Below are 20,765 nucleotides of genomic sequence, written 5' to 3'. Positions count from 1 at the left end.
GGCCTGAAAACCGGTTGAAAACCGCCCCTTGCGACGCCTTAAGCCCTTTTGTTTTGCGGCCAATCAGTTATGTGTCGCACCCACATTTGAGTTTGACGATCCCGATCAGGAGAACCGCCCATGGCGAGCCGCCGCCCCGCGAAAGACCAGCCCGCGTCCTTTGAGTGGACGCCCGAGAACAAGGCCTGGTGCGACGCGCAGATGAAGAAATACCCGGAAGGGCGTCAGGCCTCCTGCGTGATCCCGTTCCTGTGGCGCGGCCAGAAACAGGAAGGCTGGTGCTCGATCCCGATGATGGAGGCGATCGCCCGTCAACTCGAGATGCCTTACATCCGCGTCTATGAGGTCGCGACCTTCTACACGATGTTCAACCTCGCGCCTGCCGGCGAGTTTTATGTGCAGGTTTGCGGCACGACGCCGTGCCTGTTGCGCGGCTCGGACGGCCTTCGCGAAACCTGCAAAAAGGTGATCGGCGAGGAAGGTCATGTGTCGGCGGACGGCAAGTTTTCCTGGCTGGAAGTCGAATGCCTCGGCGCTTGCGCTAATGCGCCCATGGTCCAGATTTCGACCAAAGAGGGCGATCACTACTACGAAGATCTGACGCCGGAGATTCTTGAAGACCTGCTGGCGAAACTCGCCCGCGGCGAAGAGGTGAAAATCGGCACGCAACATCCGAACCGTCATTCCTCGGACCCGGAAGGCGACAACACCTCGCTTACCGATCCGTCTCTTTATGACGGCTCTTACGCACAGCCGTTGAAAGAGATTCCGAACTCCGCACCGAAAGAACCGGCGGAGTAAGCGCTACTGACAGGCTCGAAAGGCTCGAGGTGAAATGATGAAGACTATGAAAAAAATAGCGCGCAACGCCGCCATTGCCGCGGTCTTGTGCTTCGTGGCGCAACCGGCCTCGGCTGAAATGTCGGCGCAGGATTTCGCCGCCTGGCTCGATGGCTACAAGGAGGCGTGGGAGATGCGCGATGCGGAAAAAGCCGGCGCGCTTTTCACCGACGACGCCACCTATCAGGAAACGCCCTTTGACGACGCGATGGAGGGACGGGCCGCGATTGAAGAATACTGGTCCGGCGTCACCGCCGATCAACGCGATGTCCGTTTCACCTATGAAGTCCTGACTTGCGACGGCGACACCTGTCTGGCGCAATGGCATGCGGCGTTCACCAGCGCTTCCGGCGGGGCTGCGATCGAGCTTGACGGTGTGTTCTTGTGCGACTTCGCCGATGCGCAGACCGTGAAGTCCCTAAAGGAATGGTGGCACATCGAGGTCACACCGGCGGCGCCGGCGGAATAGGTCAGATGCAAACGCCCCACGACATCGACAAGCGCACCGCCGTGAAAGGGCTGATCAATATCGCCCTCATGGAAGGCGCTGTGTTGCTGCTTGTTCTGGGCGCCTATTTCTATACCGGCAATCTGTCGATCCTGATTGGCGGGATCGCCGGAACCGCGATCATTTTTGCGCCCATGTTTTTGCGCTGGGCGAAAGAACACGGGAGCAAGCTGAAAGCGAAGCCTGGCGAGGGCGGCCATGGCTGACAAACGCAATCAGAGCCCCCATTACATTCCGGAGCTTGATCCGGAGCATGATCAGTATGATGCCGCGCCGGACTATCCCTATGGGTTGATGGTTACGGCGGGCATGCTGTTGATCGGCGCCGCCATGACGTATCGCGGCGTCAGCGCGGACAGTAAGTTTAGCCTTTACATTGGCTTGTTCGTTCTCGCCGTGACTGCGTTTGAAGTTGTTATCGGCTTGGTTTTACATCGGAAGAGAAATTCCAGAGAGTCATGATGCTCGAAGATAAAGACCGGATATTCACCAATCTCTATGGCCTCCATGACTGGCGGCTTGAAGCGGCGAAGAAGCGCGGCGCGTGGAACGGGACCGCGGACCTGATCGCCTTGGGGCACGACTGGATTATCCAGCAGATCAAGGATTCCGGCCTTCGCGGCCGTGGCGGTGCGGGCTTCCCGACGGGCCTCAAATGGTCCTTCATGCCGAAGGAAGTGAAAGACCGTCCGCATTATCTTGTGGTCAACGCGGACGAGTCCGAGCCCGGCACCTGTAAAGATCGCGAGATCATGCGCCACGATCCGCATCTCTTCATTGAAGGCTGTCTCGTCGCGTCCTACGCCATGAAGGCGAACGCCTGTTACATCTATATTCGCGGTGAATATGTGGACGAACGCAACAATCTTCAGGCCGCCATTGATGAGGCTTATGCGGCCGGTTTGCTCGGCAAGAACGCCGCCGGGTCCGGTTGGGATTTCGATCTCTATGTCCATCACGGCGCCGGCGCTTATATCTGCGGTGAGGAAACGGCGCTTCTGGAAAGTCTTGAAGGCAAGAAGGGCCAGCCGCGTCTGAAACCGCCATTCCCGGCGGGCGCAGGGCTCTATGGCTGTCCGACGACCGTGAACAATGTCGAGTCCATTGCCGTTGCGCCGACGATCCTGCGCCGCGGCGCGGGCTGGTTCCGCAAATTCGGCCGCGAGAACAATCACGGCACCAAGATTTTCTCGATCTCCGGTCACGTCAATCGGCCGTGCAATGTCGAAGAGGCGATGTCGATCCCGCTGAAACAGCTCATCGACACCCATTGCGGCGGCGTCACCGGCGGCTGGGACAATCTGAAAGCGATTATCCCGGGCGGGTCGTCCGTCCCCTGTTTGCCGAAAGACATCTGCGATGACGTCCTGATGGATTTCGACGCCTTGCGCGACCATCGCTCAGGTCTTGGCACGGCGGCGGTGATCGTCATGGACAAGTCCACGGACATGGTCCGCGCCATCGCGCGGCTCGCCTATTTCTACAAGCACGAAAGCTGCGGTCAGTGCACGCCCTGCCGCGAAGGCACGGGCTGGATGTGGCGCGTTTTGGAACGCATGACGGTTGGCGATTCAACAACGGAAGAAATCGACAAGCTGCTCGAAGTCTCGACGCAGATCGAAGGGCACACGATTTGCGCCCTTGGCGACGCGGCCGCCTGGCCGGTGCAGGGGCTCATCCGTCACTTCCGCCACGAAATCGAAGAGCGCATCAACACCTACCGCAATGACCGTCCGCATGTGGCGGTCGCTGCGGCGGAATAGCGATGACGGCAATCAGGCGTGCGGGCGTCGCCGATGCACAAGCGCTGGCGGACATTGGCGCTGCGACATTCACCGATACTTTCGCGCATCTTTATGCGCCGGAAGATCTCGAAGAATTCCTGAAATACAACCACTGTGCGGCGTATTACGATGACTTCTTCGATGAAAAGGGGAGCGCCGCCTGGGTCGCCGAGGCGCCGGACGGCGAAGTGATCGGCTATTGCACGGTCGCGCCCTGCAGCTTGCCGGCGCCGGGTATGCCCGCCAATTCAGGTGAGCTCTGCCGGCTCTATCTTGACCAGAAAGCGCAAGGGCAGGGCCTTGGAAAAGCCTTTCTGACGCTCGCCCTCGACTGGCTCGAAACGCATTTCGACCACGTTTATGTGGGCGTTTATTCCGAGAATTTCAGGGCCCAGGAGCTCTATCGCCGCTATGGTTTTGAGAAGGTCGCCGAGTACCATTTTCTGGTCGGAAAGCACCCCGATCTCGAATGGATCATGAAAAGAAGGTCACAAAAGGCCTAAAAACATCGATTTTACGGGCATAAATGCGTTTTTTAGGGTCTCACTCTGCGCCGAATCATACGCAATAATGCAGGCACAGCAGGCGAAACCCCCGTGTTTTTGGCTGCTTTCCGCATTCATGGACTGATAAAGGATATTGAAAATGGCCGTTAAACGGAAAACTGCAAAAAAAGCTCCGGCTCGGAAGGCTCCAGCCCGCAAGGCGCCGGCTAAGAAAAAAGCAGCCGCTAAAAAAGCGCCTGCCAAGAAAAAAGTCGCCGCCAAAAAGGCATTGCCTGACGTGTTGACGCTCAAGCACCTCGCAGCGGAACTCGCTGAAGCTTATGAGATGCCGAAAAAACAGGCTGAAGAAATCGTTTCCGATTTCATCGACCGCATGGGCGGCTACCTGAAAAAAGGCAAGAAGCTGCGTATCTCCGGCCTTGGCATTCTCCAGGTTCGTCACCGCGCGGCGCGCATGGGCCGCAACCCGGCGACCGGCGAAGCGATCAAGATCAAAGCGTCGAAGAAAGTTGCTTTCCGTCCGTCGAAAGATCTCAAAGAGCGCGTGCTCTAGTTTTAAGTCTTGCGCGCATTTTTACGGAAAACCGCTTACACTTTTCCTGAATGCGCGCGGGCTTTCGGCAGACCCTGAAATGAAACGCCCGGCCTGTGCTCGTTCACGGCCGGGCGTTTTCTTTTAGCAGATGTTTTGTTGCGCTTCGAAAAGCAACAATAGAATGAGGGGCCTATTCTCTGCCATAGACATGCGCCGCACGCCATTTTTCCGTCGGCATTTCGCGTTTGCCTTCGACGCCATATTGCGAGATGCGAAAATGGGTCGCCGTCTTCTCCTCAAGCACGCAAAGACAGGCCGGGGTTGCGCCCGCCGGTCCGTCCTTCGCCAGCAGCAGGGCGTCATGGCCTGCTGCGGCGGGGCGGGCAGGGTTCGCCCAGACGACTTCACCAGTGTGGAACCGCGGCGCCATCGCGTCATCCGGCGCATAAAAGCCAAAGGTCATGTCGGCGCCGATGAAATCGGGCGCTTGCGGACGCCGTTCAATCGGACGCTGCATATCGAGAAGCCACAGGCCATTTTCGCCGGAGGCGCTTGCAAAAAGGCTGGCTGTGCCGTCGTCGCGCGGTTCTGACTGGAAGGGCTCTTCCGGCTCCTCAAAGCCTGCTCGCTCCAGGACAGCCGGGCTTACACCGAGATATTCAACAGCGCGCTGGGCTTCATCGAATTTCAGTCGCCGGCGGCCCTTCAGCATCCTTGAGACGCCCGACTTATCAATGCCCAGCGCCTCCGCAAGACCGGTCTGGGTCTTTGCCGGGTTTCTCTCCAGCGCTTCGATAATCCAATCAACTTCCCGTTGCATAGACAGCAACATGAAAGGCTTGCAGTTGATTTGCGATGGATAAAAACGCAACAATTTGAATGGTTTGTTGCGATTTTAGCAATATTTGCCGCTTAATTAGCGGCAAAGGGTAGTGTCTGGCGCGGCAAGGCTTCAAATGGCGGAGGGAGGGAAAATCATGGACGCGAAAAATGAAAAAGAAGGGGACGCCAAGCGCTTGCAGCAATCTCTGGATGCTTTCACTGCGAAGCTAGAGGCGATGTCCGCTTTGCTGGATCGCATGGAGGGGCGTTTGGATGTTCTGTACGAAGAATGCCAACGGATTGGCGGCTCGACGCAAAGAACACTTCTCCGTCAGGAAAGCCTCTCGCAGGAACTGACCCGGCTAGAGCAGTCGTTAAGAGATAAATAACACCGGCGCTTGTCTTCACCCCAGGCGCGGCAAAGGAAGACATGACGCAAACGCTGCTCATTTGTATCGGCGCCCAAAAAGCCGGCACCACCTGGCTTGCCGATTATTTGCGCAACCACCAACAGGTGCATGTGGCGCCGGTAAAGGAAGTGCATTTCTTCGACGCCCGCTTCGTTCCGCAGTGGTGCGCCAAATATGAAGAAGAAATGCTGACGGAGTTCCAGCGTCAGACGGTGCTGCTCACGACAGAAAATTGCGGTGACCCGGTCATTCAACAGCGGCTTCATGCAATGTTGCTGCGGTTCAGAATGATCTCAAATCCAAACGAATATATGCGTTTTATGAGCTGGGGCTCTCAGGGTCGTCCTGTCCTGTTTGAGGCGACGCCGGATTACTCCATGCTGGGAAAGGCCGGATTTCGGTTCATGCGGGAAATTCATCCCGATGTGAAACTTGTGTTTTTGATGCGTAACCCTGCTGACCGTTTCTGGTCGTCATTGACCTTTAATCGGACGCACAATCCGAAATTTGACATTGAGGCCATGTTTGACCGCCTCCTGGCGCGGGAAGATTTCATGCTGCTTGCCGACTATGGTCGGACACTCCAGGAGGCGGAGTCGGCCTTTGGGAAAGACCGTATTCATCTGGAATTTTACAAGCGTCTCTTCCATCAGGCGGCGGTTGACCGGATTTGCGGCTTCGCCGGGATTGGGGCCAAGCCAGCCGACATAAGGACGCGCTCCAATGCGTCGAGGGGCGGGGAGAACATGCCGACAGCGTTGCGGGCGCGCGCCTGTGCCGCTTACGCCCATATCTATCGGGCGATCGCGGGACGTTTCGCCAATGACCTTCCCGAAAGCTGGCTCCAGGATATGGCCCGCTTCAAACTGTGATCGGGCGCTTTTACCGGGCGAATCAGGGGGCGGCTGCGACCGAATGGAGGGCCCTCCTGCTCTAGCCTCGGCTGGTAAAGACGGCTAAACCACGCCCCGAATTTGGATTTGATCCCAAGAAGGTCCGGCATGAGCGATACGCGCGTCATCAAAGTCAACGACGAGGAAATCGAAGTCCCGTCGAATCTCACTCTTTTGCAGGCCTGTGAGGCGGCGGGAGAAGAAATCCCGCGGTTTTGTTATCATGAGCGCCTGTCGGTCGCCGGCAACTGCCGCATGTGTCTGATCGAAGTGAAAGGCGGGCCGCCAAAGCCTGTTGCGTCCTGCGCCCAGAATGTGCGTGATCTGCGTCCGGGACCCGATGGCGCCCCCCCGGAGCTGTTCACCAATACGCCCATGGTGAAAAAGGCGCGTGAAGGGGTGATGGAGTTCCTGCTCATCAATCATCCGCTCGACTGCCCAATCTGCGATCAGGGTGGGGAATGCGACCTTCAGGACCAGGCCATGGCCTATGGCCGCGACGGCTCGCGCTATGCGGAGAACAAGCGCGCCGTTGAAGAAAAATATATGGGCCCGTTGATCAAGACGATCATGACACGCTGCATTCAATGCACGCGTTGCGTCCGTTTCGCGACGGAGATCGCCGGCGTCGACGATCTTGGCCTCGTCAATCGCGGTGAGAACGCTGAGATCACCACCTATCTGGAAAAGGCGGTGGAAAGTGAACTGACCGGCAACCTGATCGATGTGTGTCCGGTTGGCGCGCTTACCTCGCGGCCTTATGCTTTCAATGCGCGGCCGTGGGAGTTGCGGAAAACCGACTCTATCGACGCTATGGATGCGGTGGGGTCGAATATTCGTGTTGATGCGCGCGGGCGTGAGGTCTTGCGTATTCTGCCGCGGCTTCATGAAGGTGTTAATGAGGAATGGATCGCCGACAAATCCCGCTTTGTTTGGGATGGCCTTAAACGTCAACGCCTCGACAAGCCCTATGTGCGCAAGGACGGCAAGCTCGTACCGGCGAGCTGGGACGAAGCGTTTTCTGTTGTAGCTGAAAAATTGAAGACGACGCCGAAGGAAAAAGTTGCAGCGCTTGCAGGTGACCTCGTTTCCGCCGAGGCGGTGAAGGCTTTAAAGGATTTGATGACAGCGGTTGGCACGCCGCATATGGATTGCCGTCAGGACGGCGCCAAGATTGGAACAGGCGATCGCCGAAATTATCTTTTCAACACGGGCATCGCCAATCTCGAAGAAGCGGATGTCATTTTGCTCGTGGGAACCAATCTTCGCGCTGAAGCGCCGATGATCAACGCCCGCATCCGCAAGGCATGGCTCAACAACCTGAATGTTAAAGTCGGTGTCATCGGAGAACAAAAAGACCTTTCCTACGATTATGATTATCTTGGCGCGGGCCCCGATACGCTGGCGAGCCTTGCAAAAGGCGAGGGCGCTTTCTTCGACACATTAAAGAATGCAAAAAACCCGGCGGTAATTGTCGGGATGGGCGGCCTCGCCCGCGACGATGGCGCGGCGGTGCTGAATATGGCCGCGAAACTCGCCGACAGCATTGGCGCCGTTCGCGGCGACTGGAACGGCTTCAACGTCGTGCACACAGCTGCAGGCCGTGTTGGCGCGCTTGATCTCGGCTTTGTGCCCGGTGACGGCGGAAAGGATTTCGCCGCCATTCTTGAAGGCTGCGGCAATCGTGAGATCGAGTTCGTCTATAATCTTGGCGCTGACGAATTTGATGGCGCGAAGCTCAACGGCGCTTTTGTCGTTTATCAGGGCAGCCACGGCGATACGGGCGCGCGCTACGCAGATGTGATTTTTCCGGCGGCGGCCTATACGGAACAGAGCGCGATTTTCGTGAACACCGAGGGCCGCGCGCAGCTTGCAAACCGCGCATGCTTCCCTCCGGGCGAAGCGCGTGAGGACTGGGCGATCCTGCGGGCGCTTTCGGATCGCGTTGGCAAAACGCTTGCCTATGACGATCTCTTTGCATTGCGTCAGGCGATGATCGCCGATGCGCCCTCGCTTGGCCGTATTGATCAAGTCGGCAATAGCGAAGAACGGTTCGATGCGAATGCAGTGGGCGAGGCCGCTTCGTTGAGCGCCGCGCCGTTCGTTTCGGCGGTCGCGGATTACTATCTCACCAATCCCATCGCGCGCGCTTCCAAAACCATGGCCGAATGTTCAGCCGTGATGAGCGGCGCAAACCGCCAGGCGGCGGAGTAACACACGGTTGCGCCGGGTAGGCGATCAGTCCGACGAACAGGCGACGATCGATCAGATCCGCATCAATGTTGCTTTTGAGCAAATGCTCGTGTCGGTACTTGCCGGCGCTGGCGTGGGCGGCGCCCTCACATTCGTCTTGTCCTTGGTGCGAAGTCTGATGGGCGGGTTTTCTGTCTTGGGACTGACGGGGCTGTTTTTGGAATCGCTGCTTGTCAGCATCCTGATTTTTCTTATTGGCTTCGGCACCAGCGTCATATTCGGCGCCTCGCTTTTTGCAGCGCTTGAAAAACGCAAGCGCCGAAATGTCTGGCCATATCTGGGTGCGGCGACGGGCATCGCTATCGCCGTGTTTGTCCTGCTCGCGATTGGTGTTCCGGGCGCCGGGAGTCTTGACCTCAAAGCCGTTGCAGCCATTTTCGCGCCCGCCTTGGTGATCGCTTTTGTCTTTGCACGTCGTATGCAGCCGCATTGGCGCGCGGCCGAAAAAGCCGAGGCTGAGGCGGAAGGGCCGATTACATTCCGGATTCACTAATAATCTTCGGCGGACTGCGCTTTCTTTGCGACAAGGCGAACTTCACGGCACAGCTTTAAAACGCTACATTCGTCGCAAGAGATGGAGGCGATCGATGAGAAACAAAGTTATTCTTTCGGCTTGCGCGATGGCGCTGCTCGCTGCGGGCGCATCATTGGCGCATGATGAAGAAACAGTGACGCAAAAGCTTGAGCTCACAGGTTTTAACGCCATCACTATCGCCGGCGTTTATGAACTTGATGTGCGCGTTGGATCGGATTTTTCAGTTGAGCTTTCGGGACCGGCCTATGAAATGGACAGGGTAGACGCCTCTGTGAAAAACGGCGCGCTTGTCCTCGACCAGCGCAAGCGCATGAAAGGCGAGAAAAAGCACAATCACCGTGACGGCGTTGAGGCGGTTATCACCATGCCAAGCCTGACAGCAGTCAAGATTTCCGGCGTCGTTGACGGCCATATTTCGGATGTCGATGCAGATAATTTTACTGTTAAAATCTCGGGAGTAGGCGACCTTGTCATCGACGGTGAGTGCGGCGCCCTTGAAGCGGACCTTTCCGGGGTCGGCGATCTTGACGCCCGCAATCTTGAATGCAGTGCGGCGGATGTGAAGGTCTCAGGCGTCGGCAGTGCGGTTGTTTTCGCCAGCGATGAAGTGGATGCGAAAGTCTCCGGCATGGGCGATATAGACGTCTACGGATCGCCTGAGAAAGTGCGCAAGAACAAGAGCATGTTTGCAGATATCAGCGTTCACTGACGCAATCGCTAAGCCTTATTGTTGCGCCGCGCTAATGCGCGGCGTTTTTTTTTGTGGCCCTCCGAACTCGATAAGGCGAAGGCGCGGCGCGGTTGGCTGCATTGGTTCTGTCACCTGGTGGTGCTATATTTATCGGTATTGGGGGACGGGGAAAGACGGGAGGCGACCCATGAGAATTTTCTTTGGAATTATTATCGGCCTGGTTCTGGCGATCGGCATTGCTGCGACAGCGGCTAATTATGCGTTTGGTTCACTCAGGGATGTGAGTGACCGTGATAAGAGCAAGGACGTCACCGAGACGTTTGATCTTACCGGTTTTGATGAAATCGATGTGGGCGGCGTATTCGAACTCGACGTGACTGTCGGCGGCGACTTTTCCGTCGTCATTTCCGGCGCTCCGTCGGAAATGGAGCGGCTTGAGGCTGGCGTTGAAAATGGCGTTCTCAAGCTTGACCGCAAGGAAGGCCAGCGAGGCGCGCATCGCTGGCGCGATTTCGGCCTGACAGCGGAGATCACCTTGCCTGCGCTGAAGAGCGTTGACATCGCCGGCGTCGCAGATGGCCGGATCGAAGGCGTTGATGCTGACAATTTTGAGATTGATCTTGCCGGGGTCGGCGATCTGAATATTGACGGCTCCTGCGGTCGGCTCGATGCGGATGTTTCCGGTGTCGGTGATCTTGACGCCAAGGGTCTTGAATGTCGTGAGGTGGATATTGAAGTCTCTGGCGTCGGTTCGGCCAGCGTCTACGCCAGCGAGGCGGTCGACGCATCGGTCAGCGGCATTGGCTCCGTGGATATCTATGGCTCGCCATCGAATGTGGAAAAGTCGAGCAGCTTCATCGCCAGCATTTCGGTGAAATAAAGATCGCCGGGATCCGGGGGAGGACGGAGCCAGTCTGCGACGGATTGGCCCGTTTTCCGCCCAAGCGCTCTCCGGTTGGCTCTGGAAAGCGCCCCAATCGAAAAAATCTGGAGCCAGCGCCCTGTGCAATCGCACGGAGTGCTTGCTCTGGAGGCGCGATCCCCGTTATGACGCGGGCCCATGGAAGAGATCTGGACAAATCTGGTGACCCGTCCAGCCGATCAGGGCTGGGGCTGGTGGCTCGCATCGACGGCTGCGGGCGCGCTCGCAATCCTTGTGACCCTGCTGGTGGCGCAGGCGTTCCTTATGTATTTCGACCGGAAGGTCTGGGCGGCGGTTCAGCTCCGCAAAGGCCCGAATGTGGTTGGCCCCTTCGGTCTGCTCCAGTCCTTTGCTGATCTCTTCAAATTTGTTTTCAAAGAAATCCTGATCCCGGCCGGTGTAAACAAGGTCGTCTTCATCCTCGCGCCGATCATTACCTTCGTTCTGGCCCTTGTGGGCTGGGCGGTGATCCCGGTTGGCCCCGGCCTTGTGGGCGCCGACATCAATGTGGGGATTCTTTACCTCTTCGCGATTTCGTCCCTTGGCGTTTACGGCGTCATCATGGGGGGCTGGGCCTCGAACTCGAAATATTCCTTTCTGGGCGCCATCAGGTCGGCGGCCCAGATGGTCTCCTATGAGGTTTCCATCGGCTTCGTCATCATCACCGTTCTCCTGCTTGTGGGCTCGCTCAATCTCTCTGAGATCGTCGAGTCTCAGGCCCGCGCCGGCGGCGGCTTCTGGAACTGGAATTTTATTCCGCTTTTCCCGATGTTTGTGGTGTTCTTCATCTCGGCGCTCGCTGAAACAAACCGTCCGCCTTTCGATCTGCCGGAAGCGGAATCGGAACTCGTCGCCGGGTATCAGGTGGAGTATTCCTCGACCCTGTTTCTGATGTTCATGATCGGTGAGCTCGCCAACATCGTCCTGATGTGCGCCATGTTGACAGTGCTGTTCTTCGGAGGCTGGCACTCGCCGATCCCGACGGACTGGGCGCCGTTCCTCGCATGGGGGCCCATGCCGGTTCTGTGGTTCATTCTCAAAATCGTCTTCTTCTTCTTCCTGTTCGCCATGGTGAAAGCGATTGTGCCGCGTTACCGCTATGATCAGCTCATGCGTATCGGCTGGAAGATTTTCCTGCCGCTGTCGCTGGTCTGGGTTGTCTTGGTGGCGGGCATCTTGTTGATGTTCCCAGGCGCCGTTGATTATCTGCAAAGCTGGAGGAGCTAGGGATGTCTCGCATCGCACAGGCGCTCAAAGGCTTCATGCTTTGGGACTTCGTCAAGGCGTTCGGCCTTGCGATGAAATATTATGTGCGGCCGAAGCCGACGCTGAATTATCCGTTTGAGAAAGGCCCGCTGTCCCCGCGTTTCCGCGGTGAGCATGCGCTGCGCCGTTATGCGAACGGGGAAGAGCGGTGCATCGCCTGCAAGCTTTGCGAAGCGATCTGTCCGGCTCAGGCAATCACCATCGAGGCTGAACCGCGCGATGACGGTTCACGGCGCACGACGCGTTATGACATCGACATGACCAAATGCATCTATTGCGGGTTCTGTCAGGAAGCTTGCCCCGTGGACGCGATTGTCGAAGGTCCGAATTTCGAATTCGCCACGGAAACGCGTGAAGAGCTGTTCTACGACAAGGACCGGCTGCTCGCGAATGGCGACCGCTGGGAGCGGGAAATCGCCCGCAATCTCGAGCTCGACGCACCTTATCGGTAATTTGTTTGGCTGCCTGGCTGGGCAGTGGCGCGGGTGTCGCCCTCATGCTTTAATTGTCCCCGGACAGCGAAGGGGACGTTGCATGGCCGGTCTTTCATCATTCACAAATCCAGCCTTTTGGGCCGCTTCGGGCGCGGCGCTTGTCATCGGGCTTGCGGGATGCGCCGCTGACGGGGCCGCCGCCGGCCATGTGGAAACCAGTGCGGCGGAGCTGGGCCTTGGCTACGCGCGGGAGGCGTGCGCCTCCTGTCATGCGGTTGAACCGGGCCAGGTCAATTCGCCGAATGCGGCTGCGCCGTCTTTCGAGGCGCTCGCCAACAGGCCGGACATGACCCGCACGGCGCTGGCCGCCTTGTTGCGGTCGCCGCATCGGAACATGCCGAGTCTCATCGTTGAGCCTGACCGCGTAGACGATCTCGCGGCTTATTTATCGTCGCTGTAATCAACCCGGCGCACCGGCTGAACCGATCGCCTGAACGCGGGAGCCATCCATTCTGAAGGCTCCCGCGAAGTTGTTATTCTCGCTAACCGACCTTGCTGATAACAGAGCTCTTGGTGTCGTCTTTCTTTTTCTGTACGGACGACGCCAATGTTTCAGCCTGATTGAACGTAGACATCAGGTCCTGGATTTCAAAATTGCCGAGCTTGTCTTCGGCTTCCAGATCCTTGAGCGCCTCATTCAGTTTCGCTTGCAACGCTGCGACGGCTTCTTTGGCGGCGTCGGCGTCCTTGACGGGCTCCAACGCCGCTTCCAATGCATCCGTATCGGCGATGGCGCGTTTCAATGATGTGAGTTGTGAACGCTTTGTAGCTTTTGGGCTGGAAAAGGTCTCAAGGTTCGCTTTGATGGCGTTGAGCTTCGACCCTATTTCATCTGCAGGCTGCGCGGTTCTCAAGAGCGTTTTCGAGCTCGATGATCGATAGGTTTCCGCCGCAGCATTTATGGGTGTCGCAGCAAGAAAAAAGCCTGCGCTGAGTGCGCCGGCCAATACAAGTGTGGTGATGTTGGTGTTGGTCATGATCTCCCCCATAGTGATCGCCCCGGATGGGGCGGTTACAAGACTGAGGGGTGAGTTTGACCAGTTAAAGGCCGGCTGCGTCTTTATTCCGCCTTATTCTCCGCCGGCAAGCGCTCGAATTTCATGTCCTGACCGGGCACGTCGATGCGCACAAGTTTGTGCGGCGCTTCAACCGTCAGATAAACCACATTGGCGGGCTGAGCGTTGAGCTTGATTTCATAGGTTTCGAAAACGCCGGCGGGAACCTCAATCGTTTTTCTGCCTTCCACCACAAGCTCCGCATCGGCGAGGGCGCCCCCAAGCTCGTTAAACCACTGGAATGCGAATGACGCGCCCTCCCTGACGGGCAGGCCCGCCATCAGGCCGAAGATCGACGCCCGGGCGACGGCGCCCTCGGGCAGGTCGATTTCAAACGGCCGGTCAGTCTTTTCGGTCTCGCTGGGACGCTTGATGCGATAAACGCCGGCGCCCTTGCGCCCGTCAAAGGCGAGGTCGATGTCGAGAACGGTCCGGCTGAAATCGCCGTCGATCACGACCCGCTTGGGCAAAAGAGTGTCGGCGTCGATCACCAGGGTCCCTGATTCGCGAATGTCCGGCAGCATGGTGGTGCCGTCATGAATGACGATCTCGCCGTCCCGCCGCTCCATGGAATAGAACATCTCGCCAACATTTTCCCCATGCTGGAGCAGCTGGAACCGGACCGGCGCAAACTCCACCCCGTTAAGATCCACGGGCAGGGAGGCGGCAAGCGCATGCCCTGCGGTGACGATTGCGGCGAGGCCCCCGGCCAGACCTGCCGTCAGCCCTGTTGAAAACATCTTTTTCACGACGCCCCTCCATTTTGATTGGCGGGCAGCTTAACCGGGCCGCCCCTCGCGTCGATGGGGATGTGACGAGCTGTTGGCCTCGTGCGGTGAACGGTCCCCACGGGCAGGGATGAGGGGGAAGACAAGGCGTGGCGAAAAGCCCCGGAATTCCGCTGATTTTGCGCGGCTATCCCTTTGCAAAGCCCGGCCAATGCCTCTAAAAGCGCGGCCAGTATCGCCTGACGTCTTGAGTCGCGCCGTATCCGGCGGGGAAGGGGCGCGGGAAACCAGTCCATAAGCGCCACTTCGGCGCGTTTTTTAACGAGCCACTTATCGGTCCGGGAAAGCCTCGCGCGCCAGCCTTATGTCCATCGCCGCCATTGCCTTTTATCTGTTCGCTTTCGCCGCCATCGCCTCGGGGCTGATGGTCGTGGCGTCGAAGAATCCGGTCCATTCGGTCCTGTTTCTGATTTCGGCCTTTATCTCCGCCGCCGGGCTCTTTGTGCTCATGGGCGCGGAGTATCTCGCCATGGTGCTGGTGGTTGTCTATGTCGGCGCGGTGGCGGTTCTGTTCCTGTTCGTCGTGATGATGCTCGACGTCGATTTCGTCGAGATGAAGCAGGGCTTCCTCCAATATCTGCCAATTGGCGGCGCGCTTGCGGCGGTTGTCGTCGTAGAGCTCATCATGGTGGTGTTCGTTTGGGCGTTCCCGTCCGATGCGGAGCTTGCGCGAGCGCACCCCTCGCCGACGGCGGCGCAGACGGTCGCCGATCCGAACGGACCGACCAATATCGAGGCGCTGGGACTGATCCTCTATACGGATTACGTCCATTATTTTCAGATCGCGGGCATGGTGCTTTTGGTCGCCATGATTGGCGCGATTATCCTCACCTTCCGTACGCGGGAGGGAATCAAGAAACAGGACCCTGCGGCGCAGGTTGGCCGCAAGCGCGAGGAAGGCTACGAGCTTGTGGACATCCGGCCGGGGCAGGGGCTGTCATAGGGGCGATGTCATGATCGGGCTTGGGCATTATCTTTCCGTCGCGGCGATCCTCTTCGCCATTGGCATGGCCGGCATCTTCCTGAACCGGAAGAATGTCATCGTCATCTTGATGTCGATCGAGTTGATGCTGCTGGCGGTGAATATCAACCTCGTGGCGTTTTCACAGTTTCTCGGCGATCTCGTCGGCCAGGTTTTCGCCTTTATGGTGCTGACCGTCGCGGCGGCTGAAGCTGCCGTCGGGCTCGCCATTCTTGTTGCCTTCTTCCGCAATCGCGGCGACATCGCTGTCGATGACGCCAGCCTGATGAAGAACTAGGGGCGCTCAAGTTTCATGGAACCCTTTGTCGTCTTACTGCCGCTTTTTGGCGCGATGCTTTCCATGCCGGTGGGCCGCGCCTTCGGCTATCGCGCATCAGAACTGTTAACGACCGGTCTTCTGCTGATTGCGGCTGTGATGTCGTGGTTTTTGTTTTTCGACGTGGCGGTCGGCGGCAATGCGCGCACCATCACGCTGTTCGAATGGATCGGCTCCGGCAATTTCCAGGCGAACTGGTCTGTGCGGCTCGACTCTCTGTCAGCCGTGATGCTGGTTGTCGTGAATTCGGTGTCGTTCCTCGTTCACACCTATTCCATGGGCTATATGAAGGACTATGGCGAGCAATCGCGGTTCTTCGCCTATCTGTCGCTTTTTACTTTCGCCATGCTCTGCCTCGTCACGGCGGACAATTTCCTGCAGCTTTTCTTCGGCTGGGAGGGCGTTGGTCTCGCCTCCTATCTCTTGATCGGTTTCTGGTTCAAGAAAAAGTCAGCGAACGATGCGGCGATCAAGGCGTTCATCGTCAACCGGGTGGGGGATTTCGGTTTCGCGCTCGGCATCATGGCTGTCTTCTACGTTTTCGGCACCATCCAGTTCGACGAAGTCTTTCAGGCGATCGCGACGAACGCGACCGCGACGCCATGGAACGCCGCCGAAGGCGCCCACATTCAGGAACTGACCATCCATTTCCTGAGCTGGGACTTCCATGCGCTCACCGTGATCGCGGTGCTGCTCTTCATTGGCGCCATGGGCAAGTCGGCGCAATTCCTCCTGCACACATGGCTTCCCGACGCCATGGAAGGTCCGACGCCGGTCTCGGCGCTTATCCATGCCGCCACCATGGTGACCGCCGGCGTATTCCTTGTTTGCCGTTGTTCTGTGATCTTTGAATACGCGCCAAGCGCTGCGGCGCTGGTGACGCTGGTCGGCGCGGTGACCGCGTTCTTCGCCGCGACTGTCGGGCTCCTGCAGGACGATATTAAAAAGATCGTCGCCTATTCCACCTGCTCTCAGCTTGGATACATGTTTTTCGCGGCTGGCGTCGGCGCCTATGACGCGGCGATGTTCCATCTCTTCACGCACGCTTTCTTCAAGGCGCTTTTGTTCCTCGGTTCCGGCGCAGTCATTATTGGCATGCATCATGAGCAGGACATCAAGAAGATGGGCGGCGTCAAAGAACTGATGCCCTTTACGCACATGCTGATGGTGATTGGCACCATCGCCATTACCGGGGTCGGGATCCCCGGCATGTTCCTGTTCGGCGCGCCGCTTGGCACGGCGGGTTTTGTCTCAAAAGACATGATCCTTGAGAGCGCCTTCTTCGGGGGCGAGGCGGGCGCCGCATTTGGTTATTTCGCCTTCACGCTCGGGCTGCTCGCCGCAGTGATGACGGCCTTTTATTCCTGGCGTCTTATCTTCCTCACCTTCTGGGGCCCGTCCCGTGCGCCGGAGCATATCCGCAAACATCCGCACGCCGTGCCGGACACCATGATGGCGCCGCTAATCCCGCTGGCGCTTGGTGCGCTTGTCGCCGGGATGGCCTTCTACGGTTACTTCGTCGGCGACAACTCTGACAAGTTCTGGAACGGCGCGCTTTATTCTGCGGAAGAGGTGCATCACGAAGATGAAGCGACGGTCGCCGATCACCTGAATGCTGGCGAAGTCGACGCCTTGCGCGAAGCGCATGAGGACACAAGCCATGAGCCAGCGGACGGGTATGCGGCCGCCGACGACCATGGCGCTGCGGAAGAAGAACATGGCGGCGGCCATCATGATATTCCGGCGTGGGTGTTGTGGGCGCCGTTCATCGCCATGCTGACAGGTTCGTTCATGGCCGGCTGGCATTATCTCAGAGGCGATCCGTTAAAGCCGGGCTGGTTGCGGCCGGGCGGCATGATCTACGCCTTTTTGAAGAATAAATGGTACTTCGATGAGATTTACAGCTTCATCTTTGTGAAGCCCGCTTACGCCATTGGCCGCTTCCTCTGGAAGGATGGCGACGGCAAGACCATCGACGGCGTCGGACCAGACGGCATTGCAACCGTTGTCGCCGCAGGAGCGCGCCGCATCGTGAAGATGCAGAGCGGCTATGTTTATCACTACGCCTTTGCAATGCTTGTAGGGATTGCGCTTCTCGTGACCTTCATTCTTATCCGGGCGGGGGGCGGCCAGTAATGACTGAAAGTTTCGCCAACCAGCCCTGGCTCAGCTTCATCACCTTTGCGCCGCTCGTGGGCGCTCTGTTCATCATCGCTGCGCGAATGGTGGCGCGCAAGAATGACGATGGCTCCATCGCCGCCGACGATCTTCCGACGGTTGAGCGAAATTCGCGCATCATCGCGCTCGTTGTCACGACGTTTACGTTCCTGCTCTCGCTCGGCGCCTTTGCGCTTTACGATCCATCTATCGCGGGCTTCCAACTTGTGGAGCAGTTCCCGTGGCTTGGCGGCGGGATCAGCTACAAAATGGGCGTCGACGGGATTTCGATCCTGTTTGTGCTCCTGACGACCTTCTTTATGCCGATCTGTATTCTGGCGTCTTGGAACTCGATCAAAAACCGCATCGCTGATTACATGATTGCGTTTCTTATTCTTGAAACGCTGATGATTGGCGTGTTCTGTGCGCTCGATCTCTTCCTCTTCTATTTCTTCTTTGAAGGAAGCCTCATTCCGATGTTCCTCATCATCGGCGTCTGGGGCTCCAAGGGGACGAAAGAGTTTGCGGGCGTCGTGATGCCGAGCCGCATCTACGCCTCGCTCAAATTCTTCCTCTACACGCTCCTCGGCTCGCTGCTGATGCTGATCGCCATGGCGTGGATGTATGCCCAGGCCGGAACGACGGATATTCCGGCGCTGCAGAATTTCGACTTCCCGGCAGGCGCCCAGAAATGGCTGTGGGTTGCATTCTTTGCTTCTTTTGCAGTGAAGATGCCCATGTGGCCGGTCCACACCTGGCTGCCCGATGCGCACGTTCAGGCGCCGACCGCGGGGTCCGTGGTTCTGGCGGCGATCCTTCTGAAAATGGGCGGCTACGGCTTCCTTCGCTTCTCACTGCCCATGTTCCCGCTGGCGAGCGCCGATTTCGCACCCTTTGTCTTTGCGCTCTCGGTCATCGCGATCATTTATACGTCGCTCGTGGCGCTCGCGCAGGAAGACATGAAAAAGCTCATCGCGTATTCATCTGTCGCGCATATGGGCTTTGTGACCATGGGGATTTTCACCGGCACGGAGCAGGGGATCGACGGCGCCTTGTTCCAGATGCTGTCTCACGGCTTCATCTCCGGGGCGCTCTTCCTTTGTGTTGGCGTCGTTTATGACCGCATCCATACGCGCGAGATCTCGGCCTATGGCGGACTTGTGCATCGCATGCCGCTTTACGCTTTCCTTTTCCTCTTCTTTACCATGGGCAATGTGGGCCTGCCGGGGACCAGCGGGTTTGTCGGCGAAATTCTCACCATGACCGGCGCGTTCAAGCTGAACTCATGGATCGCCTTCTTTGCTGCGTTTGGCGTCATCTTCTCGGCGGCCTATGCGCTGCGGCTTTATCGCGAAGTCATGTACGGAAAGCTCGAAAAAGAAGCGCTGATGGCGATCACGGACGTCAATACGCGTGAACTTGCAATGCTCGGCGTCCTGATGGCCTTCGCCTTGTTCCTTGGTTTCAATCCGGGGCCGGCGCTCAACGTCTTCAGCCCGGCGGTGGATCTTTTGATTGAGAATTACAACGCGGCGCTCGTTGCGGGCGGAGTGAACTGATGGGCCTTTTTGAAACCCTTTCCTTTGCGCGGCCGGAATTGGCGCTTGCAATCGGCGCCATGGCGCTCCTCATCACCGGCGTTTTTCTGGGCGACAAGGCTGCGTCGAAAATTTCCATCTCGGCGGTGTTGCTGCTTATTCTCGCCGGCGTCCTCGTGCTTGTCGCCCCTGGCGGCGGGGCGACCGCGTCTTTGTTTGACGGCGCCTTCCGCATCGACGCCTTTTCGACCTTCTGCAAAATTCTGATTTTCGGCGCAGCGGCCTTCGCCATTTTGATGTCGGACCGATATCTTGCCGGCGAACAGCTTGGCCGGTTCGAATATCCGGTGCTGATCGTGCTCGCTGCGCTCGGCATGTCGCTCATGGTCTCGGCGACGGACCTTATTTCGCTTTATATGGGCATCGAGACCCAGAGCCTTGCGCTTTACATTCTCGCCGCCTTCAACCGCGACAGCCGCCGCTCCACCGAAGCCGGGCTTAAATATTTTGTTCTTGGCGCTTTGTCTTCGTGCATGCTGCTCTACGGGGCGTCGTTTGTTTACGGCTTTACGGGATCGACCCTGTTTACGGAAATCGCCAGGGCTGCGACCGCGGATGCTGAAAACGCCGGTCTTGTGATCGGTCTCGTCTTCATGATCGCAGGGCTTGCCTTTAAGGTTTCGGCCGCGCCGTTCCACATGTGGACGCCGGACGTCTATGAAGGCTCGCCGACCCCGGTGACGGCTTTCTTCGCGGCGGCGCCGAAGCTTGCCGCTATGGCTTTGTTCACCCGCGTCCTGATGTCGTCTTTCCCCGGCATTGTCGATGACTGGCAGCCCGTAATTGCGCTCATAGCGCTGGCTTCGATGATGGTGGGCGCATTTTCCGCAATCGCGCAAACCAACATCAAGCGCCTGATGGCTTATTCCTCTATCGGCCATATGGGGTATGCGCTGATCGGTCTTGCTGCGGGCTCGTCTTCCGGCGTCTCATCGGTCCTGATCTATATGGCGATCTACATCGTCATGACGGTCGGAACCTTCGCCGTCATCCTGATGATGCGACGCCGCGGCGGCATGACGGAGAACATTTCCGATCTTTCGGGGCTGTCGCGAACGAATATGCCGATGGCGCTGATTCTGACCGTGCTGCTTTTTTCCCTTGCGGGCGTGCCGCCGACAGCCGGCTTCTTCGGCAAGTGGTATGTGTTTCTGGCTGCGGTCGATAATGGGCTCATCTGGCTTGCGGTTGCGGGCGTATTCGCCAGCGCGGTCTCCGCATTTTACTATTTGCGGGTCGTCTGGTTCATGTGGTTCGACGAACCGGCGCCGGCGTTTGAGCGCGATCACGGATCGGCTCTCGGGCTTGCGGCCTGGGGTTCGGCTGCTCTGATGTTTCCGGTGCTGACCATTGGCATGGGCTATCTGCGGCAGATCGCTGAGACCGCCGCGGCGTCTCTTTTCTAAAAAA

The 20,765-nt window shown here is 58.0% G+C and carries 25 protein-coding genes; 21 read left to right on the top strand and 4 right to left on the bottom strand.

Annotation, left to right across the window (positions count from 1 at the left end; all coding sequences use genetic code 11):
• The first annotated feature begins 120 nt into the window (after positions 1-120).
• The 6 genes from nuoE to ACFC5L_RS13490 are packed head-to-tail and all read left to right on the top strand — an operon-like array spanning position 121 to position 3,635.
• Positions 121-801 carry an NADH-quinone oxidoreductase subunit NuoE gene (gene nuoE, locus ACFC5L_RS13515; protein WP_375202409.1) on the top strand — a complete coding sequence of 227 codons (681 nt, stop codon included), beginning with the start codon at positions 121-123 and terminating at the stop codon, positions 799-801.
• A gap of 46 nt (positions 802-847) precedes the next feature.
• Positions 848-1,309 (top strand): nuclear transport factor 2 family protein, encoded by a 462-nt coding sequence (locus ACFC5L_RS13510; RefSeq protein ID WP_375202410.1) that lies wholly within the window; start codon positions 848-850, stop codon positions 1,307-1,309.
• Positions 1,310-1,314: 5 nt separating this feature from the next.
• Positions 1,315-1,554: a hypothetical protein gene (locus tag ACFC5L_RS13505; protein ID WP_375202411.1), complete on the top strand. Its 240-nt coding sequence runs from the start codon at positions 1,315-1,317 to the stop codon at positions 1,552-1,554.
• A complete protein-coding gene (locus ACFC5L_RS13500) occupies positions 1,547-1,810 on the top strand; it encodes a hypothetical protein (RefSeq protein ID WP_375202412.1) in 264 nt (87 codons plus the stop codon). Before ACFC5L_RS13505 ends, ACFC5L_RS13500 begins: the two co-directional genes overlap by 8 nt.
• Positions 1,810-3,111: an NADH-quinone oxidoreductase subunit NuoF gene (nuoF, locus tag ACFC5L_RS13495; protein ID WP_375203275.1), complete on the top strand. Its 1,302-nt coding sequence runs from the start codon at positions 1,810-1,812 to the stop codon at positions 3,109-3,111. Before ACFC5L_RS13500 ends, nuoF begins: the two co-directional genes overlap by 1 nt.
• 2 nt (positions 3,112-3,113) lie before the next feature.
• Positions 3,114-3,635 (top strand): GNAT family N-acetyltransferase, encoded by a 522-nt coding sequence (locus ACFC5L_RS13490; protein WP_375202413.1) that lies wholly within the window; start codon positions 3,114-3,116, stop codon positions 3,633-3,635.
• On the opposite strand, the gene ACFC5L_RS13485 is transcribed toward ACFC5L_RS13490, so the two are convergent.
• Positions 3,621-3,929, bottom strand: a complete 309-nt coding sequence (locus tag ACFC5L_RS13485; protein ID WP_375203291.1) for a hypothetical protein — start codon at positions 3,927-3,929, stop codon at positions 3,621-3,623. The two genes, ACFC5L_RS13490 and ACFC5L_RS13485, sit on opposite strands and share 15 nt — an antisense overlap.
• On the opposite strand from ACFC5L_RS13485, the gene ACFC5L_RS13480 reads away from it, so the two are divergent.
• Entirely contained in the window at positions 3,907-4,191 is a 285-nt protein-coding gene (locus tag ACFC5L_RS13480) for an HU family DNA-binding protein (protein WP_375202414.1), read from the top strand. The two genes, ACFC5L_RS13485 and ACFC5L_RS13480, sit on opposite strands and share 23 nt — an antisense overlap.
• 172 nt (positions 4,192-4,363) lie before the next feature.
• Here the strand turns inward: ACFC5L_RS13480 and ACFC5L_RS13475 are convergent, their stop codons facing one another.
• Complete coding sequence (locus ACFC5L_RS13475; RefSeq protein ID WP_375210751.1) at positions 4,364-5,005, bottom strand: helix-turn-helix domain-containing protein; 642 nt, start codon at positions 5,003-5,005, stop codon at positions 4,364-4,366.
• A gap of 145 nt (positions 5,006-5,150) precedes the next feature.
• Here ACFC5L_RS13475 and ACFC5L_RS13470 point away from each other — a divergent pair, with 145 nt between their 5' ends.
• The 9 genes from ACFC5L_RS13470 (at position 5,151) to ACFC5L_RS13430 (ending at position 12,859) form a co-directional block, all read left to right on the top strand.
• Positions 5,151-5,384 (top strand): hypothetical protein, encoded by a 234-nt coding sequence (locus ACFC5L_RS13470; RefSeq protein ID WP_375202416.1) that lies wholly within the window; start codon positions 5,151-5,153, stop codon positions 5,382-5,384.
• A gap of 41 nt (positions 5,385-5,425) precedes the next feature.
• Positions 5,426-6,277, top strand: a complete 852-nt coding sequence (locus ACFC5L_RS13465) for a sulfotransferase domain-containing protein (RefSeq protein ID WP_375202417.1) — start codon at positions 5,426-5,428, stop codon at positions 6,275-6,277.
• Positions 6,278-6,406: 129 nt separating this feature from the next.
• Positions 6,407-8,512, top strand: coding sequence for an NADH-quinone oxidoreductase subunit NuoG (nuoG, locus tag ACFC5L_RS13460; RefSeq protein ID WP_375202418.1), 2,106 nt, complete (start codon positions 6,407-6,409; stop codon positions 8,510-8,512).
• Positions 8,513-8,519: 7 nt separating this feature from the next.
• Positions 8,520-9,044 (top strand): hypothetical protein, encoded by a 525-nt coding sequence (locus tag ACFC5L_RS13455; protein ID WP_375202419.1) that lies wholly within the window; start codon positions 8,520-8,522, stop codon positions 9,042-9,044.
• A gap of 94 nt (positions 9,045-9,138) precedes the next feature.
• Positions 9,139-9,795 (top strand): head GIN domain-containing protein, encoded by a 657-nt coding sequence (locus ACFC5L_RS13450; RefSeq protein WP_375202420.1) that lies wholly within the window; start codon positions 9,139-9,141, stop codon positions 9,793-9,795.
• Between the two features lie 169 nt (positions 9,796-9,964).
• Positions 9,965-10,657, top strand: coding sequence for a head GIN domain-containing protein (locus ACFC5L_RS13445; protein WP_375202421.1), 693 nt, complete (start codon positions 9,965-9,967; stop codon positions 10,655-10,657).
• Positions 10,658-10,837: 180 nt separating this feature from the next.
• The gene (gene nuoH / locus ACFC5L_RS13440) at positions 10,838-11,926 is read left to right on the top strand and encodes an NADH-quinone oxidoreductase subunit NuoH (RefSeq protein ID WP_375202422.1); all 1,089 of its coding nucleotides are present in this window, start codon (positions 10,838-10,840) and stop codon (positions 11,924-11,926) included.
• 2 nt (positions 11,927-11,928) lie between these two features.
• Positions 11,929-12,417 (top strand): NADH-quinone oxidoreductase subunit NuoI, encoded by a 489-nt coding sequence (nuoI, locus tag ACFC5L_RS13435; protein ID WP_375202423.1) that lies wholly within the window; start codon positions 11,929-11,931, stop codon positions 12,415-12,417.
• A gap of 82 nt (positions 12,418-12,499) precedes the next feature.
• Positions 12,500-12,859, top strand: coding sequence for a cytochrome c (locus tag ACFC5L_RS13430; protein WP_375202424.1), 360 nt, complete (start codon positions 12,500-12,502; stop codon positions 12,857-12,859).
• Positions 12,860-12,941: 82 nt separating this feature from the next.
• On the opposite strand, the gene ACFC5L_RS13425 is transcribed toward ACFC5L_RS13430, so the two are convergent.
• Positions 12,942-13,436 (bottom strand): hypothetical protein, encoded by a 495-nt coding sequence (locus ACFC5L_RS13425; protein ID WP_375210750.1) that lies wholly within the window; start codon positions 13,434-13,436, stop codon positions 12,942-12,944.
• 83 nt (positions 13,437-13,519) lie between these two features.
• Positions 13,520-14,254, bottom strand: a complete 735-nt coding sequence (locus tag ACFC5L_RS13420) for a DUF3108 domain-containing protein (protein WP_445727737.1) — start codon at positions 14,252-14,254, stop codon at positions 13,520-13,522.
• A gap of 352 nt (positions 14,255-14,606) precedes the next feature.
• Here ACFC5L_RS13420 and ACFC5L_RS13415 point away from each other — a divergent pair, with 352 nt between their 5' ends.
• The 5 genes from ACFC5L_RS13415 to nuoN are packed head-to-tail and all read left to right on the top strand — an operon-like array spanning position 14,607 to position 20,761.
• Complete coding sequence (locus ACFC5L_RS13415) at positions 14,607-15,245, top strand: NADH-quinone oxidoreductase subunit J (protein WP_375202427.1); 639 nt, start codon at positions 14,607-14,609, stop codon at positions 15,243-15,245.
• 10 nt (positions 15,246-15,255) lie between these two features.
• Positions 15,256-15,561, top strand: a complete 306-nt coding sequence (nuoK, locus tag ACFC5L_RS13410; RefSeq protein WP_375202428.1) for an NADH-quinone oxidoreductase subunit NuoK — start codon at positions 15,256-15,258, stop codon at positions 15,559-15,561.
• A 15-nt stretch (positions 15,562-15,576) separates the two neighbouring features.
• Complete coding sequence (gene nuoL / locus ACFC5L_RS13405; protein WP_375202429.1) at positions 15,577-17,736, top strand: NADH-quinone oxidoreductase subunit L; 2,160 nt, start codon at positions 15,577-15,579, stop codon at positions 17,734-17,736.
• The gene (locus tag ACFC5L_RS13400) at positions 17,736-19,316 is read left to right on the top strand and encodes an NADH-quinone oxidoreductase subunit M (protein WP_375202430.1); all 1,581 of its coding nucleotides are present in this window, start codon (positions 17,736-17,738) and stop codon (positions 19,314-19,316) included. Before nuoL ends, ACFC5L_RS13400 begins: the two co-directional genes overlap by 1 nt.
• Positions 19,316-20,761, top strand: a complete 1,446-nt coding sequence (gene nuoN / locus ACFC5L_RS13395) for an NADH-quinone oxidoreductase subunit NuoN (protein WP_375202431.1) — start codon at positions 19,316-19,318, stop codon at positions 20,759-20,761. The genes ACFC5L_RS13400 and nuoN overlap by 1 nt, the downstream gene beginning before the upstream one ends.
• Positions 20,762-20,765 lie beyond the last annotated feature (4 nt).

The sequence above is a fragment of the Hyphococcus sp. genome, from assembly GCF_041986965.1.
Classification (GTDB): Bacteria; Pseudomonadota; Alphaproteobacteria; order Caulobacterales; family Parvularculaceae; genus Hyphococcus.
The sequence above is the reverse complement of the archived record's forward strand: the minus strand, read 5'-3'. Positions and strand labels throughout refer to the sequence as shown.

Bases quoted from the DNA above. Each gene is read 5' to 3' on its own strand.
- nuoH (WP_375202422.1), top strand. From the start codon at position 10,838: ATGGAAGAGATCTGGACAAATCTGGTGACCCGTCCAGCCGATCAGGGC.
- ACFC5L_RS13490 (WP_375202413.1), top strand. From the start codon at position 3,114: ATGACGGCAATCAGGCGTGCGGGCGTCGCCGATGCACAAGCGCTGGCG.
- ACFC5L_RS13430 (WP_375202424.1), top strand. From the start codon at position 12,500: ATGGCCGGTCTTTCATCATTCACAAATCCAGCCTTTTGGGCCGCTTCG.
- ACFC5L_RS13510 (WP_375202410.1), top strand. From the start codon at position 848: ATGAAAAAAATAGCGCGCAACGCCGCCATTGCCGCGGTCTTGTGCTTC.
- nuoN (WP_375202431.1), top strand. From the start codon at position 19,316: ATGGGCCTTTTTGAAACCCTTTCCTTTGCGCGGCCGGAATTGGCGCTT.
- ACFC5L_RS13500 (WP_375202412.1), top strand. From the start codon at position 1,547: ATGGCTGACAAACGCAATCAGAGCCCCCATTACATTCCGGAGCTTGAT.
- ACFC5L_RS13505 (WP_375202411.1), top strand. From the start codon at position 1,315: ATGCAAACGCCCCACGACATCGACAAGCGCACCGCCGTGAAAGGGCTG.
- ACFC5L_RS13415 (WP_375202427.1), top strand. From the start codon at position 14,607: ATGTCCATCGCCGCCATTGCCTTTTATCTGTTCGCTTTCGCCGCCATC.
- ACFC5L_RS13425 (WP_375210750.1), bottom strand. From the start codon at position 13,436: ATGACCAACACCAACATCACCACACTTGTATTGGCCGGCGCACTCAGC.
- nuoG (WP_375202418.1), top strand. From the start codon at position 6,407: ATGAGCGATACGCGCGTCATCAAAGTCAACGACGAGGAAATCGAAGTC.
- ACFC5L_RS13475 (WP_375210751.1), bottom strand. From the start codon at position 5,005: ATGTTGCTGTCTATGCAACGGGAAGTTGATTGGATTATCGAAGCGCTG.
- nuoF (WP_375203275.1), top strand. From the start codon at position 1,810: ATGCTCGAAGATAAAGACCGGATATTCACCAATCTCTATGGCCTCCAT.
- ACFC5L_RS13445 (WP_375202421.1), top strand. From the start codon at position 9,965: ATGAGAATTTTCTTTGGAATTATTATCGGCCTGGTTCTGGCGATCGGC.
- ACFC5L_RS13400 (WP_375202430.1), top strand. From the start codon at position 17,736: ATGACTGAAAGTTTCGCCAACCAGCCCTGGCTCAGCTTCATCACCTTT.
- nuoE (WP_375202409.1), top strand. From the start codon at position 121: ATGGCGAGCCGCCGCCCCGCGAAAGACCAGCCCGCGTCCTTTGAGTGG.
- nuoI (WP_375202423.1), top strand. From the start codon at position 11,929: ATGTCTCGCATCGCACAGGCGCTCAAAGGCTTCATGCTTTGGGACTTC.
- ACFC5L_RS13450 (WP_375202420.1), top strand. From the start codon at position 9,139: ATGAGAAACAAAGTTATTCTTTCGGCTTGCGCGATGGCGCTGCTCGCT.
- nuoK (WP_375202428.1), top strand. From the start codon at position 15,256: ATGATCGGGCTTGGGCATTATCTTTCCGTCGCGGCGATCCTCTTCGCC.
- ACFC5L_RS13470 (WP_375202416.1), top strand. From the start codon at position 5,151: ATGGACGCGAAAAATGAAAAAGAAGGGGACGCCAAGCGCTTGCAGCAA.
- ACFC5L_RS13465 (WP_375202417.1), top strand. From the start codon at position 5,426: ATGACGCAAACGCTGCTCATTTGTATCGGCGCCCAAAAAGCCGGCACC.
- nuoL (WP_375202429.1), top strand. From the start codon at position 15,577: ATGGAACCCTTTGTCGTCTTACTGCCGCTTTTTGGCGCGATGCTTTCC.
- ACFC5L_RS13420 (WP_445727737.1), bottom strand. From the start codon at position 14,254: ATGTTTTCAACAGGGCTGACGGCAGGTCTGGCCGGGGGCCTCGCCGCA.